Annotated in this window: 13 protein-coding genes; 7 read left to right on the top strand and 6 right to left on the bottom strand. The window is 63.7% G+C overall.

Annotated elements, in window-relative coordinates; genetic code table 11:
* The first annotated feature begins 38 nt into the window (after window positions 1-38).
* The 7 genes from DFR48_RS00345 (at window position 39) to DFR48_RS00315 (ending at window position 9,165) form a co-directional block, all read left to right on the top strand.
* Window positions 39-422 (top strand): endonuclease domain-containing protein, encoded by a 384-nt coding sequence (locus DFR48_RS00345; RefSeq protein WP_114361786.1) that lies wholly within the window; start codon window positions 39-41, stop codon window positions 420-422.
* Window positions 419-1,303, top strand: a complete 885-nt coding sequence (locus tag DFR48_RS00340; protein ID WP_114361188.1) for an ABC transporter permease — start codon at window positions 419-421, stop codon at window positions 1,301-1,303. Before DFR48_RS00345 ends, DFR48_RS00340 begins: the two co-directional genes overlap by 4 nt.
* A complete protein-coding gene (locus tag DFR48_RS00335; protein WP_114361187.1) occupies window positions 1,300-2,169 on the top strand; it encodes an ABC transporter permease in 870 nt (289 codons plus the stop codon). The genes DFR48_RS00340 and DFR48_RS00335 overlap by 4 nt, the downstream gene beginning before the upstream one ends.
* A gap of 20 nt (window positions 2,170-2,189) precedes the next feature.
* On the top strand, window positions 2,190-3,182 hold the full coding sequence (locus DFR48_RS00330; RefSeq protein WP_114361186.1) for an ABC transporter substrate-binding protein: 993 nt from the start codon (window positions 2,190-2,192) through the stop codon (window positions 3,180-3,182).
* 369 nt (window positions 3,183-3,551) lie between these two features.
* The gene (locus DFR48_RS00325; protein WP_114361185.1) at window positions 3,552-4,739 is read left to right on the top strand and encodes an efflux RND transporter periplasmic adaptor subunit; all 1,188 of its coding nucleotides are present in this window, start codon (window positions 3,552-3,554) and stop codon (window positions 4,737-4,739) included.
* Between the two features lie 13 nt (window positions 4,740-4,752).
* Complete coding sequence (locus DFR48_RS00320; protein WP_114361184.1) at window positions 4,753-8,079, top strand: efflux RND transporter permease subunit; 3,327 nt, start codon at window positions 4,753-4,755, stop codon at window positions 8,077-8,079.
* 396 nt (window positions 8,080-8,475) lie between these two features.
* Window positions 8,476-9,165, top strand: a complete 690-nt coding sequence (locus DFR48_RS00315; RefSeq protein WP_170141787.1) for a Crp/Fnr family transcriptional regulator — start codon at window positions 8,476-8,478, stop codon at window positions 9,163-9,165.
* A 31-nt stretch (window positions 9,166-9,196) separates the two neighbouring features.
* On the opposite strand, the gene ureG is transcribed toward DFR48_RS00315, so the two are convergent.
* The 6 genes from ureG to ureC form a co-directional block, all read right to left on the bottom strand.
* On the bottom strand, window positions 9,197-9,808 hold the full coding sequence (gene ureG / locus DFR48_RS00310) for an urease accessory protein UreG (protein WP_114361182.1): 612 nt from the start codon (window positions 9,806-9,808) through the stop codon (window positions 9,197-9,199).
* Window positions 9,805-10,242, bottom strand: coding sequence for a DUF3995 domain-containing protein (locus DFR48_RS00305; RefSeq protein ID WP_114361181.1), 438 nt, complete (start codon window positions 10,240-10,242; stop codon window positions 9,805-9,807). The genes ureG and DFR48_RS00305 overlap by 4 nt, the downstream gene beginning before the upstream one ends.
* A complete protein-coding gene (locus DFR48_RS00300) occupies window positions 10,239-10,910 on the bottom strand; it encodes an urease accessory protein UreF (RefSeq protein ID WP_170141759.1) in 672 nt (223 codons plus the stop codon). Before DFR48_RS00300 ends, DFR48_RS00305 begins: the two co-directional genes overlap by 4 nt.
* A 6-nt stretch (window positions 10,911-10,916) precedes the next feature.
* Window positions 10,917-11,387: an urease accessory protein UreE gene (gene ureE, locus DFR48_RS00295; protein ID WP_114361180.1), complete on the bottom strand. Its 471-nt coding sequence runs from the start codon at window positions 11,385-11,387 to the stop codon at window positions 10,917-10,919.
* Between the two features lie 161 nt (window positions 11,388-11,548).
* Window positions 11,549-12,085, bottom strand: a complete 537-nt coding sequence (locus tag DFR48_RS00290) for a peroxiredoxin (protein ID WP_114361784.1) — start codon at window positions 12,083-12,085, stop codon at window positions 11,549-11,551.
* A 204-nt stretch (window positions 12,086-12,289) separates the two neighbouring features.
* A complete protein-coding gene (gene ureC / locus DFR48_RS00285; RefSeq protein WP_114361179.1) occupies window positions 12,290-14,002 on the bottom strand; it encodes an urease subunit alpha in 1,713 nt (570 codons plus the stop codon).
* Between the last annotated feature and the right edge of the window lie 2 nt (window positions 14,003-14,004).

Below are 14,004 nucleotides of genomic sequence, written 5' to 3'. Positions count from 1 at the left end.
TTCGCGTTCTGGAACAATCCTTCTTCGTGGAGTGTCCCATGCCGCATTCCAATATCGATCCGAAGACCAGAGATCGTGCAAAGACCTTGCGTCGGGAACTCACAAGGGCGGAACAGGAGATGTGGAACCTGCTACGGGACTTCCGACTCCGTGGCGCTCGTTTCCGCCGGGAAACACCAATTGGGCCATACATCGCTGACTTTGCGTGGCTTTCCGCCCGCGTGATCGTCGAGGTCAATGGCGACAGTCACGAAACGGATCAAGGGCGCGCACATGATCTGCGGCGTGATGCATTTCTCCGCGGTCAGGGTTTTAAGGTGATCCGCTTCGACAATCATCAAGTCATCGACAATCCCGACTATGTATTCGTGACCTTGGAGACGAGCCTAAAGCGGTTCCTGGCCCCGGAGCCGCGCCCATGACCGCCCCCTCCCTCTTCCGCGATCGCGTCCTGCCCATCCTCACCGTCCTCTTCGCGATCCTCGTCATCTGGCACCTTTTCGTCGTCTACCTGAACGCGCCCTTCGTGCGCGATCAGGCCGCACGCGCCGGCGAGACGGTGACCTTCGAACAGGTGGTGGAGCGCACGTTCAACCAGGAGCGGCCGGTCCTCCCCGCGCCGCACCAGATCGCCGTCGAGCTTTGGGACACCACAGTCGGCAAGGCGATCACCTCCAAGCGCAGCCTCGTCTATCACGCCTGGATCACGCTCTCGGCGACGCTGGCCGGCTTCGGCATCGGCACGCTGCTCGGCGTCGTGCTTGCGGTCGCCATCGTGCACAACCGCGCCATGGACCGCTCCTTCATGCCGTGGGTCATCGCCAGCCAGACGATCCCGATCCTCGCGGTGGCGCCGATGATCATCGTCGTTTTGAACTCGATCGGCGTTTCCGGCCTGCTGCCGAAGGCGCTGATTTCGACCTACCTCTCCTTCTTCCCGATCGTCGTCGGCATGGTGAAGGGGTTGAGAAGCCCGGATACGATCCTGCTCGATCTGATGCACACCTACAATGCCAGCCGTTCGCAGATCTTCTGGAAGCTGCGCTGGCCGGCCTCGATGCCCTATCTCTTCACCTCGCTGAAGGTGGCGATCGCCATCTCGCTCGTCGGCGCCATCGTCGGCGAGCTGCCGACCGGGGCGGTAGCCGGGCTCGGTGCCCGCCTGCTCTCCGGTTCCTATTACGGGCAGACGATCCAGATCTGGGCCGCCCTCTTCATGGCCTCCGGCCTTGCCGCCGTCCTCGTCACCATCGTCGGCATGGCTCATTCCGCCGTCCTGAAGCGCATGGGGGAAAAGCCGTGAACAGCGCCTACCTGATCTTCGCCGTCCTGTTCTGGCTCGGTGCCTGGGGCCTCAACGAATGGCTGGTGCGCCAGCATTTTGCCGCACCGGCAGCAAGACGGGCGACCCGCATCGCCGTTCCGCTGATCTTCGGCATCACGCTCGTGGTCGTCTGGGAATGTGTCGTGCGCGGCTTTGCGATCCCCTCGATCCTGCTGCCGGCGCCCTCGGCGATCTGGACGCGGCTCGTCGGCTCCGTGCCGACCCTCTGGGCCGACTTCCGCCAGACATTCCTGAAATCGGTACTGACCGGCTACGTCTTCGGCTGCAGCCTCGGCTTTGCGGTGGCGATCCTCATCGATCGTTCGCCCTTCCTTCAGAAGGGCCTGCTGCCGATCGGCAATTTCGTGTCGGCCCTGCCGATCGTCGGCGTCGCACCGATCATGGTGATGTGGTTCGGCTTCGACTGGCAGTCGAAGGTCGCCGTCGTCGTCATCATGACCTTCTTCCCGATGCTGGTGAACACGGTTCAGGGTCTCGCCTCGGCAAGCCACATGGAGCGCGACCTGATGCGCACCTATGCCGCGAGCTGGTGGCAGACGCTGGTGAAACTCAGGCTGCCCGCCGCCTGGCCGTTCATCTTCACCGCCTTGAAGATCAATTCCACGCTGGCGCTCATCGGGGCGATCGTGGCAGAATTTTTCGGCACCCCGATCGTCGGCATGGGGTTCCGGATTTCCACGGAAGTGGGGCGCAGCAATGTCGACATGGTCTGGGCCGAGATCGCGGTCGCCGCGATCGCCGGTTCGGTCTTCTACGGGGTGGTGGCGCTGGCAGAGCGCGCCGTCACCTTCTGGCATCCGTCTGTCCGCGGTGGACAGGCCTGAACAAAAAAGAGGGAACAGGAATGAAAACGAAAATCGCATCTCTGCTGCTGGCCGGCGCCGTCTCGCTGATGGCGATGCAGGCCGCGGCCGCCGACAAGGTGACCCTGCAGCTCAAGTGGGTGACGCAGGCGCAGTTCGCCGGCTACTACGTCGCCAAGGACAAGGGCTTCTACGAAGAGGAAGGCCTCGACGTCGAGATCAAGCCGGGCGGCCCGGACATCGCCCCGCCGCAAGTGCTGGTCGGCGGCGGCGCCGACGTGATCGTCGACTGGATGCCCTCGGCACTCGCCACCCGCGAGAAGGGCGTGGCGCTCGTCAACATCGCCCAGCCGTTCAAGTCCTCCGGCATGATGCTGACCTGTCTCAAGGAAACCGGCATCACCAAGCCGGAAGACTTCAAGGGCAAGACGCTCGGCGTCTGGTTCTTCGGCAACGAATATCCGTTCCTCTCCTGGATGGCCCATCTCGGCATCAAGACCGACGGATCGCCGGACGGCGTGACCGTGCTCAAGCAGGGCTTCAACGTCGACCCGCTCCTGCAGAAGCAGGCCGCCTGCATCTCCACCATGACCTACAACGAGTACTGGCAGGTCATCGACGCCGGCATCAAGGCGGAAGACCTCGTCACCTTCAAGTATGAGGACGAAGGCGTGGCAACCCTCGAGGACGGCCTCTACGTGCTCGAGGACAAGCTGAAGGACCCGGCCTTCAAGGACAAGATGGTCAAGTTCGTCCGCGCTTCGATGAAGGGCTGGAAATGGGCCGAGGAGAACCCGGATGACGCAGCCGGGATCGTTCTCGACAACGACGCCTCCGGTGCTCAGACGGAAAGCCACCAGAAGCGCATGATGGGCGAAGTCGCCAAGCTCACCGCCGGCTCGAACGGCGCCCTCGACGAGGCCGACTACAAACGCACGGTTGCAACCCTGCTCGGCGGCGGTTCGGATCCGGTCATCACCAAGGAGCCGGAAGGCGCCTTCACTCACGAGATCACCGACGCCGCACTGAAGTAGTCTTCGGCCCCACGCAAACGACGAGGACGCACGGGTCACCGCCCGTGCGTCTTTCTGTTGCCGGACGGGCACATTCCGGCCGTTCCTCCGCAAAAACCGGAAATCGCTGCGGCAGCAGGCGCACCAAGCGTTGATTTACCAGGACGGCCAGCCTAATATTTTGCGCGTAAAGCGCTTTGGAGGGCCTTGCAAGCAGTCTTTACCAAACCCACGTAAGCCGCTTGAAGTGCCTTCGGGAAGAATTGTCGGTCGCGTTCAGAGAAGATATACGGCTTCCGTACAGAGTTACGGAACTCCCGCCGGACTTTTACGGCCATTCTTCAATTTTAGAACAGTGAATTTCTTGAAGTTAAACCTCGGAAGGGACAGATGAGTCGATACCCGAACACGATGGCCGCGCTTCTGGCTCTGGGCACCATTCTCGCGCCGCTGACCGCAACCGCCGAGGAAGCACCGGCGGCCAAGACCGAGCAGATCCTGCCCTCCATCGTCGTCACAGAAGCGACGGTCAGAAAGCTCGTGGATCGCGTTGTGGCGACGGGCACCATCAAGCCGGTCGAAGAGATCTACGTCCAGCCGCAGGTCGAGGGGCTCTCGATCCGCTCGCTCGAGGCAGATGTCGGGGATCGGGTCGAGGCCGGCGGTGTGCTGGCACGTCTCTCCGACGACAGCCTGCTTCTCCAGAAGAGCCAGCTCGTCGCGACCAGGGCCAAGGCGGAAGCAGCGCTCGCCCAGTACAAGGCTCAACTGACGGATGCCGAAGCGAACGCCGCCGAAGCCGAACGGCAGTACAAGCGCGCGACGACGCTCGGCAAGTCCGGCACCGTCTCGACCTCACAGATCGAACAGGCGGAAACCGCCGCAACCAGCGCAAGGGCCAAGGTCAACAGCACCGAACAGGCGATCGCGATTGCCGACGCCGACATCAAGGTCGTCGATAGCCAGATCGCCGATATCGACCTGAAGCTCGCCCGCACCGACATCAAGACGCCGGCAGCAGGCCTCGTCGCCTCGCGCACCGCCAAGGTCGGCGCTATCGCGAGCGGTGCCGGCCAGCCGCTCTTCACGGTGATCCGCGACGGCCAGATCGAACTGGTCGCCGACGTTTCGGAAACCGACATCCTGAAGATGCAGGTCGGCCAGAAGGCCAACATCACCGTCGCCGGCGGCGCTTCCAGGCTCGCCGGCACCATCCGCCTGATTTCGCCCGTCGTCGACCAGCAGACCCGTCTCGGGGCCGTCCATATCGCAATCGACGACGACGACAAGGCGCTTGCGGGCATGTTTGCGACCGCCGAGATCGTGATCGCCGAGGCCGAAGCCGTAGCGCTGCCCGTTTCCGCCATCACTACCGGCAAAGAAGGCTCGACAACCCGTCTCGTCGCCGATGGCGTGGTGAAGCAGGTCGGCATCGAAACCGGCATCCAGGACGGCGCCTTCATCGCAATCACCAAGGGCCTGAAGGCCGGAGACGCCGTGGTCGCCAAGGCAGGGGCCTTCGTCCGTGACGGCGACCACATCAGGCCCGTGCAGGAACAATCGGCATTGTCGAATTGAGAAGGTCGGCGTCATGAATTTCTCTGCCTGGTCCATCCGCAATCCGATCGCACCTTTGCTCGGCTTCTTCCTGCTGATGGTGGTCGGCCTGCAGTCGTTCAATGCGCTGCCGGTCACACGCTTCCCCAACATCGACGTGCCTCTGGTGGCAATCACGGTCACGCAGAGCGGCGCCTCCCCCGCCGAACTCGAAGCGCAGGTGACGAAGGAGATCGAGGACGCCGTCGCCAGCATCACCGGCGTCGACGAGCTCACATCGACCGTCACCGACGGGCAGTCTCAGACAGTCGTCATGTTCCGCATGGAGGTCCAGACCGAGCAGGCGGTCCAGGATGTCAAGGATGCCATCGATCGCATCCGCGGCGATCTGCCGGCAACCGTCGACGAGCCGATCGTCTCGAAGATCGATGTCGAAGGTCAGGCGATCCAGACGTTTGCGGTCTCCGCGCCCAACATGACGCTGGAGGAGCTTTCCTGGTTCGTCGACGATACGATCAAGCGCGCGCTGCAGGGACAGAGCGGCATCGGCCGCGTGGACCGTTACGGCGGCGCCGACCGGGAAATCCGGGTCGAACTCAATCCGGACCGCCTGAACGCCTACGGCATCACCGCCGCCGACGTGAACCGGCAACTGCGCGGCACCAACCTCGATCTCGGCTCCGGCCGCGGACAGGTCGCGGGTGCGGAACAGACGATCCGCACGCTTGGCGACAGCCGCAATGTCGAGACGCTTTCCAACCGTATGATCGCGCTTTCGGGCGGCCGTTTCGTGCGCCTCGCCGACCTCGGCAAGATCGAGGACACCTACGAGGAACAAAAGTCGTTCTCCCGCTTCAACGGCACGCCGGTCGTCACCTTCGCGGTTTTCCGTGCCAAGGGTGCGAGCGAGGTGACGGTCGCGGAGACGGTTGCCAAGAGCCTCGACCAGGTCCGGGCGGAAAACCCGGATGTGCAGATCGAACTCATCAACGATTCCGTTTACTTCACCTACGGCAACTACGAAGCGGCAATGCACACGCTGCTTGAAGGCGCCATCCTCGCCGTCATCGTCGTCTTCCTGTTCCTGAGAAACTGGCGCGCGACGCTCATCTCGGCGATCGCGCTGCCGCTTTCGGCGATCCCGACCTTCTGGATCATGGATATGATGGGGTTCTCGCTGAACCTTGTCAGCTTCCTGGCGCTTACGCTTGCGACCGGCATCCTCGTCGATGACGCGATCGTCGAGATCGAGAATATCGCCCGCCACATCAAGCTCGGCAAGACGCCCTACCGGGCGGCGATCGAGGCGGCGGACGAGATCGGGCTTGCGGTCATCGCCACGACCTTCACCATCATCGCCGTCTTCGTGCCGGTGTCGTTCATGCCGGGCATTCCCGGCCAGTACTTCATCCAGTTCGGCCTCACCGTCGCCTTCTCGGTCTTCTTCTCGCTGATGGTTGCCCGCCTCATTACGCCGCTGATGGCGGCGTACCTGATGCGGGCCGAAGACGCGATGGACGACCATGCCGACAACGACAGCGCCTTCATGAAAGGCTACACCCGGCTGGTTCGCGGCACGACCACCCATTGGTACTCGCGCTATGCGACGCTGCTCGGAGCCATCCTGTTTCTCATTGCCTCGATGGCGCTGCTGTTTCAGGTCCCCGGCAGTTTCCTGCCACCGGAGGACGCCGGACGGATCGTGCTTTCGGTGGAGCTGCCGCCGAATGCCACGCTTGCCGAAACCGAGCGCAAGAGCGATGCGATCTACGAGGCCGTGAAGGACCTCGACGGGGTCGAGAGCGTCTTCGTGCTCGGTGGCGCCTCGCCGAAGGGCGAACTCGAACTGCGCCGCGCCACGGTGACCCTCAATCTGGTAAAGATCGAGCATTCGCTGCTGAAGACCCTCGTGAACAAGGGCATCGGCAACATTCCGCTCATCGGTTCCTATCTTCCCAAGATGTCCGTCGAAGGCCGCACACGCCCGCAATGGGACATCGAGCAGGAGGTCTTCGAGAAGGTGCGGCCGATCGCCGACGTGCGCGTTCTGAAGCTCAATGACCGCGGCGAGCGCGACATCTCGTTCAATTTCCTCTCCAAGGACGAGGAGGAATTGAACGCCGCCACCGGGCTGTTGGAGGCGAAGCTCCGGACTGTACCGCAACTCGCCAATGTCAGCGCGGAAGGCGCCCTGCCCCGCCCGGAACTGCAGATTCGGCCGCTCAACGACGAAGCCGCCCGCCTCGGCATCACGCCGCAACAGATTTCTGAGACGGTGCGTGTCGCAACGATCGGCGATACCGCCGCGGCGCTGTCGAAGATCTCGCTCGACAGCCGTCTGATCCCGATCCGCGTTCAGGCCTCTCTCGATCTACGCAGCGACCTTGCAGCCATCCGCGCGATGAAGATCCAGACCGCGACCGGCGCCTCCGTGCCGCTCTCGACGGTCGCCGACATCGACTACTCGGAAGGCGTGAGCTCGATCAAGCGCAGCGATCGCCGGCGCGTGGTCACCATTGGTGCCGACCTGCCCCGCAGCGTGGCGCTCGACACGGCCTCCGCCGCCTTCCGCGAGGCGGTCGCGGAGACGAAAGTCCCCCCGACGGTGCGGCTTGCCGAAAGCGGCGACACCAAGGTGCAGAATGAGATGCAGCAGAGCTTCCTGAATGCCATGCTGCTCGGCCTATTGCTGGTGCTGACCGTGCTGATCTTGCTGTTCAAGGATGTCATCCAGCCCTTCACCATCCTGTTCTCGCTGCCGCTTGCGATCGGCGGCGTGGCGGTGGCGCTGATCATAACCGGCAATGCGCTTTCCATGCCCGTACTGATCGGCATTCTGATGCTGATGGGTATCGTCACGAAGAACGCGATCCTGCTCGTGGACTTCGCGATCGAAATGCGCAACCGCGGCATGAACCGCGTCGAGGCCATGGTGGAAGCCGGGCGCAAGCGCGCCCGGCCGATCATCATGACGTCGATCGCCATGTCCGCCGGCATGTTGCCGTCCGCCATGGGCGTCGGCGAGGGCGGTTCGTTCCGCGCCCCGATGGCGACCGCGGTGATCGGCGGCATCATCGTCTCCACCGCCCTCAGCCTGCTGGTCGTACCCGCCTTCTTCCTGATCATGGACGACCTGTCCCGCCTGCTCGGCTGGATCTTCGGCCGCCTCGTCGGCAGGAAGGAAGAGGAAAGCGAGACGTTGAGTCGCGAAGAGCTCAGCGAGCGCACCCGCAAGAACGACGAGGCTTTGGCTGCGATCGAACAACGCCTCTCCAGCATAGAGAAGCGCTCGTCCGGCGGCACGCCGGCGCCTGCGGATTCAAACAAGCTGGTGCCGATCCGCCCGCTTGCCGCCGAGTGAGGGTCGAGGCGCAACCGCAAACGGGAAGAGAGCCGGGAAACCGGCTCTTTTTCGTTGAGAAGCAGGGCGCAACCGCCGCATTTTCGCAATTGCCTGCAGGACGATTGATCGAAATCAAATCGTCATTTCCCGCCCTTGCTTATCTTGGCTCGTACTGGGGAATGAGTGCAGCGTAGGTCGTTTCCCGGGTTTTGGGAGTGAGCGTGGTCGGCCGCGCGCCGCGGGTATTCCGTGGCCACGGAACGGCGGAGCGGACGGGAAAGACCAGGGCCGAAGGCCGCCGATGGCGTGTGCCGTTCGGATCGAGACGACTCCCAGCAAAGCCGGATCAACGACCATCTCCCAAGAACCGGCAACGGGCCCTGCGTCTGCCACGCAAGGTCGGCAGGAATGGTGATACCTGTGAACAAGACATTGAAGCTGAACACACGCGACAAGAACATTTTGCTGAAGAGTTCCTTCATGGAGCCACTCGGCCCTGCATCGATGGCGCGGATGCTCGACCTTGCGACCGTCACCAGTTTCGAGGCCCGCGACATCCTCTTCCGCGAAGGTGAGGTGGCGGAATACTTCTACTGCGTCCTCACCGGCTATATTCGCCTCTACCGCCTGAACAGGGACGGTCGGGAGGCCGACATCCGCATCTGCGGACCGGGAGACACCTTCGCCGAATGCCTGCTCTCCTGCGGTGATCGCTACCTCTACAACGCCCAGGCGGCGGAAAACGTCATGGTGGCGCGTTTCGAGCTGCAGAAGGTGCGGCAACTCGCCGAGCAGGAAAAGGACGTGGCGAAGGCCGTGATCCAATGCCTGTCAGCGCATCTGCGCAGCAGCATGGACTGCATCGCCAACGACCGGCTGCAGACGGCGCCGCAGCGCGTCGCCCACTACCTGCTCGACAACTGCCCGGAGGACGGCAGCTCCGCCTCGATCCGCCTGCCATTCCAGAAGAGCCTGCTCGCCGGCAAGCTCGGGCTGGCTCCCGAGGCCCTGTCGCGTGCCTTCTCGTCGCTCCGCCGGGCGGGCGTGACGGTCCGCGGGCGCATCATCCAGATCAACGATATCGGCGCGCTGAAACAGATCTGAACCGGGACCTGTCGGGCACGACAGCCGGCGATCAGAGGCCGCCGGTTTGTTTGATGAACTGCACGATATCCTCGACGCCCGCTCCTCGCTTCATGTCGGAGAAGACATAAGGCTTGGCGTTGCGCATCCGGTGTGCGTCACGATCCATCACGTCCAGATCGACCTCGACGTAAGGGGCGAGATCCTTCTTGTTGATCACCAGGAGGTCCGAGCGGGTAATGCCCGGTCCGCCCTTGCGCGGGATTTCCTCGCCCTGGCAGACCGAGATCACATAGATCGTCAGGTCGGCGAGATCGGGCGAGAATGTCGCCGCCAGATTGTCGCCGCCCGATTCGATGAAGACGACATCGAGATCGGGAAAGCGGCGATTGAGGTCGGCGATCGCCTGCAGGTTGATCGTCGCATCCTCGCGGATCGCGGTATGCGGACAGCCACCGGTCTCGACGCCGACCACGCGGTCGGAGGAGAGCGCCTGCATGCGCACGAGCGCATCGGCATCCTCGCGCGTATAGATGTCGTTGGTGACGACCGCGACGGAATAGTCTCCCCTCAGCGCCTTGCAGAGCTTTTCGGTGAGCGCGGTCTTGCCGGAGCCCACAGGGCCGCCGATACCGATGCGCAAGGGTCCGTTTGCCGATTTCATCCCGTGTATCCCGTTGCAAGAAGAGTGAAGCCCGCGCCGATCACGAGACAGAGCGGCCCATAGTAGCGCCGGTCGAGCCTCGCGAAAGGCTGCTGCGGAACCCGCATCCGCCACGCGGGCAGATAGGCGGCGACACCGCGGGCAAGAAAGACGAAAGCAAGGACCATGCCAGCGGATGTGAGCGACCAGCCCCCGAGCGGCCAGACGCACAGGGAGGCAAGGGCCAGCGCAACATAGGCGGCGAAGGCGAGCGCGACCGCAACCAGCACGGCGGCCGCCGGCGGCGGCATGTGTTCCTGTCCCTTGAAGCCGACCACCATCCGCACGAGCTCCCGCTCGCTCGCGGCCGGAAAGGTAGAGCCCGCGGCCCAGGCAAGATGCAGCGCCGCGATCGCCAGAAGCACGACGGCGAGGAGAAGGGCGAGCGCGGTCATGACAGGAACAGCCTCGAATGTTGGGTCTCATGCCTGAGGCTCATCTGATCGGCGATCAGCGTTGCGCTGCCGAGATCGTCGAGGCTGGATGAAGCAGCCCTCCCGGCCTCGTCGGCGATGACGTCCTCGATCCGCGAGAGCAGCGTGACGCCCCGGCTCTGCCCGAGGACGCCGAGACGGATCGCCGCCGAAACGAGTTGCGAGACGGCGGCGTGAAGAAAGGCGGAAAGCGTCTCTGCAAGGCCGACGCCGTTCGATGCGGCGACGGCACCGATGGCGACGCTATAGGCCGTCCCGTCGCCGAGCACTTCCGGAACCGCACCGGGCCAGGCGCTCGCGGCCGCAAGAAAGGCGCCGCCCTGCCGGGAGATTTCGAGATGCCGTTCGGCCGATCCGGCGAGCGCCGCCGCTAGCTCCGTCACCGCCCGCAGGCGCTCATCGTCCTCGACGGAACGGTAGGCCTCGGCGAGCAGGACCGCGTCGTTACGCAGGCTGCCACAGCGAAGCAGAGTGACGAGCCAGTCCTCCAGCGCCTCGGCCGACGACACGTGTCCCGACTGGACCGCGGCCTCGAGCCCACCGGAATAGGCAAAGCCGCCCACCGGGAAGGCCGGAGAAAGCCAGGCCATGAGCCGCAACAGGGCCTGCACTGCGGAGGTCTCACGCATCGGCGCTCATTCGCGGCCGCCATGGGCATGGCCGTGATTGTCACCGTGGGTGTGATAGGCGCCTCGCATCGGCTGGAACGCCTCGACGATCTCCACCACCCTCGCCCCGAGCAGCTCGATCATCTCCCGGATCACCCGGTCGCGCAGGATGAGGATGCGATCCGCCTCAATCTGCGCCGACATGTGCCGGTTGCCGAGATGCCAGGCGAGTTCCGCCAGATGCAGCGGGTCGCGCGGAACGATCTCGTAGAGAGGCTCCTTCGCCGCCCGGATTTCCACCTGGTCGCCATTGTCGAGGACCAGCCGGTCGCCGTCGCCGAAGACGACCGGTTCCTTGAGGTCGAGCATGACCATGTCGCCGTCGGTGAGATGAAGAAGCTTCCGCCTCAGGTGCCGCTCGTCATGGGCAAGCACCACCGTGCCGATGGGAAGAGCGGCCGATGTGCCGGCCGAGAGATAGGTCGTGATACGCTGCATGGCTAATCCGAACTGACTATCCCGGGAAAATGCAGAATTTGAGCGTCAACGGCAACACCGAAGTTGTAATCACAATTAGTGATAGCACATCTTGTCGACACACACCAAAAAGGGCGCCGACCAGCCGGACGACGCCCTCGAAACGAGAGAACGCGAAAGCCTTACGCGGCCTTCTTCTCCTGGAGTTTCGCCAGAATGTTCTGCGGCGAGGAAACGCCGTAGGGATCGCTCTCGCAATTGTCCGAATAGCCTTCTTCCTCGAACCACTGCTCGACCAGGCCATCATTGATGATGGCGGCGTAGCGCCAGGAGCGCATGCCGAAGCCGAGATTATCCTTGCGGACCAGCATGCCCATCTTGCGGGTGAACTCGCCGGAACCGTCGGGGATCAGCTTGACGTTTTCGAGGTTCTGCGACTTGCCCCAGGCGTTCATCACGAAGGCGTCGTTGACGGAGATGCAGTAGATCTCGTCGATGCCTTCGGCCTTGAACTCGTTGTACATCTTCTCGAAGTCGGGAAGCTGGTAGGTCGAGCAGGTCGGGGTGAAGGCACCCGGCAGGGAGAACAGGATGACCCGCTTGCCCTTGAAGTAGTCGTCCGAGGTGACGTCCTGCCAACGATAGGGGTTCGGACCGCCAACGGACTCGTCACGGACGCGGGTACGGAAGGTGACCTGGGGCACTTTCTTGCCGATCAGCATAGCAATCTCCTTGCATGGGAAACACGGTAGCCGGTTCCATACGGGATGGAGCACCGGACTTGCGAATTAGAACTAGCCTAAAACCGGTTGCGACGCAGCATGAAACATCGCCGCAGGGCGGATGCATGGCTGGATTGCAAAAAACGCATAGCAAAAACGCCGCCGATCGGCACTTCTGCACAACGCTTGGTCAGGCAGCCGTCAGAACAGGAAATACCGCTGCGCCATCGGCAGTTTCGTCGCCGGCTCGCAGGTGAGCAGCTCGCCGTCGGCGCGCACTTCGTAGGTTTCCGGGTCGACCTCGATCTCCGGCGTCAGGTCGTTATGGATCATCGACGCCTTGGAAATGCCGCCGCGCGTGTTCTTGACAGCCACCAACTGCTTGGCGACGCCGAGCCTGTTCGCAAGCCCGGCATCGAGCGAGGCCTGGGAAACGAAGGTGACGGAGGAGTTGGTCCGCGCCTTGCCGTAGGCGCCGAACATCGGCCGGTAATGCACCGGCTGCGGCGTCGGGATCGAGGCGTTCGGGTCGCCCATCGGGGCGGCGACGATCGTCCCGCCCATCAGCACCATGTCCGGCTTGACGCCGAAGAAGGCCGGGTTCCAGAGGACGAGGTCGGCCCGCTTGCCGATTTCGACGGACCCGATCTCGTGGCTGACGCCGTGGGCGATCGCCGGATTGATCGTATACTTGGCGATGTAGCGCTTCACCCGGGCGTTGTCGTTGTCGCCGGTCTCCTGCGGCAGCCGCCCGCGCTGGCGCTTCATCTTGTCGGCGGTCTGCCACGTGCGGATCGCCACCTCTCCGACGCGGCCCATGGCCTGGCTGTCGGAGGAAATGATCGAGAAGGCACCGATATCGTGCAGGATGTCTTCCGCGGCGATCGTCTCCTTGCGGATGCGGCTTTCGGCAAAGGCGATGTCTTCCGGGATCGACGCCGAGAGGTGATGGCACACCATCAGCATGTCGAGGTGCTCGGCGATCGTGTTGACGGTATAGGGCCGCGTCGGGTTCGTCGAAGACGGGATGACGTTCGCCTGCCCGCAGATGCGGATGATGTCGGGCGCGTGCCCGCCGCCTGCCCCTTCGGTATGGAAGGCATGGATGGTCCGACCCTTGATGGCACCGATCGAATCCTCGACGAAGCCCGACTCGTTCAGCGTGTCGGTGTGGATCATCACCTGCACGTCGTACTGGTCGGCGACCGAGAGGCAGCAATCGATCGCCGCCGGCGTCGTTCCCCAGTCCTCATGCAGTTTCAGCGACGAGGCCCCGCCCAGCACCATCTCTTCGAGCGCCCCCGGCAGCGAGGCATTGCCCTTGCCGGCGAAGGCGAGGTTCATCGGGAAGGCATCTGCCGCCTCGATCATCCGCGCGATGTGCCAGGGCCCGGGCGTGCAGGTGGTGGCGAGCGTCCCGTGGGCCGGTCCGGTGCCGCCGCCGAGCATGCAGGTAATGCCGGACATCAGCGCCTCCTCGATCTGCTGCGGGCAGATGAAGTGGATGTGGCTGTCCATGCCGCCGGCGGTGACGATCTTGCCCTCGCCGGCGATCGCCTCGGTCCCCGGCCCGACGATAATCGTGACGCCCGGCTGGGTATCCGGGTTGCCGGCCTTGCCGATCGCGACGATACGCCCGTCTTTCAGCCCGATGTCCGCCTTGACGATGCCCCAGTGGTCGACGATCAGCGCATTGGTGATGACCGTGTCGACGGCACCCGCCGCGCGCGTCACCTGGCTCTGGCCCATGCCGTCGCGGATAACCTTGCCGCCGCCGAATTTCACCTCGTCGCCGTAGGTCGTGTAGTCCTTCTCGACCTCGACGAAGAGCTCGGTATCGGCGAGCCGCACCTTGTCGCCGGTCGTCGGACCGAACATCGAGGCGTAGGCGGCGCGGGACATCTTGTAGGACATCG

It is taken from the genome of Ciceribacter lividus (assembly GCF_003337715.1).
Classification (GTDB): domain Bacteria; phylum Pseudomonadota; class Alphaproteobacteria; order Rhizobiales; family Rhizobiaceae; genus Allorhizobium; species Allorhizobium lividum.
This window is presented reverse-complemented; position numbering and strand designations above follow the sequence as displayed.

Coding starts and splice junctions, on each gene's coding strand:
- DFR48_RS00345 (WP_114361786.1), top strand. CDS start 39: ATGCCGCATTCCAATATCGATCCGAAGACCAGAGATCGTGCAAAGACC.
- DFR48_RS00340 (WP_114361188.1), top strand. CDS start 419: ATGACCGCCCCCTCCCTCTTCCGCGATCGCGTCCTGCCCATCCTCACC.
- DFR48_RS00330 (WP_114361186.1), top strand. CDS start 2,190: ATGAAAACGAAAATCGCATCTCTGCTGCTGGCCGGCGCCGTCTCGCTG.
- DFR48_RS00325 (WP_114361185.1), top strand. CDS start 3,552: ATGAGTCGATACCCGAACACGATGGCCGCGCTTCTGGCTCTGGGCACC.
- DFR48_RS00320 (WP_114361184.1), top strand. CDS start 4,753: ATGAATTTCTCTGCCTGGTCCATCCGCAATCCGATCGCACCTTTGCTC.
- ureG (WP_114361182.1), bottom strand. CDS start 9,808: ATGAAATCGGCAAACGGACCCTTGCGCATCGGTATCGGCGGCCCTGTG.
- DFR48_RS00305 (WP_114361181.1), bottom strand. CDS start 10,242: ATGACCGCGCTCGCCCTTCTCCTCGCCGTCGTGCTTCTGGCGATCGCG.
- DFR48_RS00300 (WP_170141759.1), bottom strand. CDS start 10,910: ATGCGTGAGACCTCCGCAGTGCAGGCCCTGTTGCGGCTCATGGCCTGG.
- ureE (WP_114361180.1), bottom strand. CDS start 11,387: ATGCAGCGTATCACGACCTATCTCTCGGCCGGCACATCGGCCGCTCTT.
- ureC (WP_114361179.1), bottom strand. CDS start 14,002: ATGTCCTACAAGATGTCCCGCGCCGCCTACGCCTCGATGTTCGGTCCG.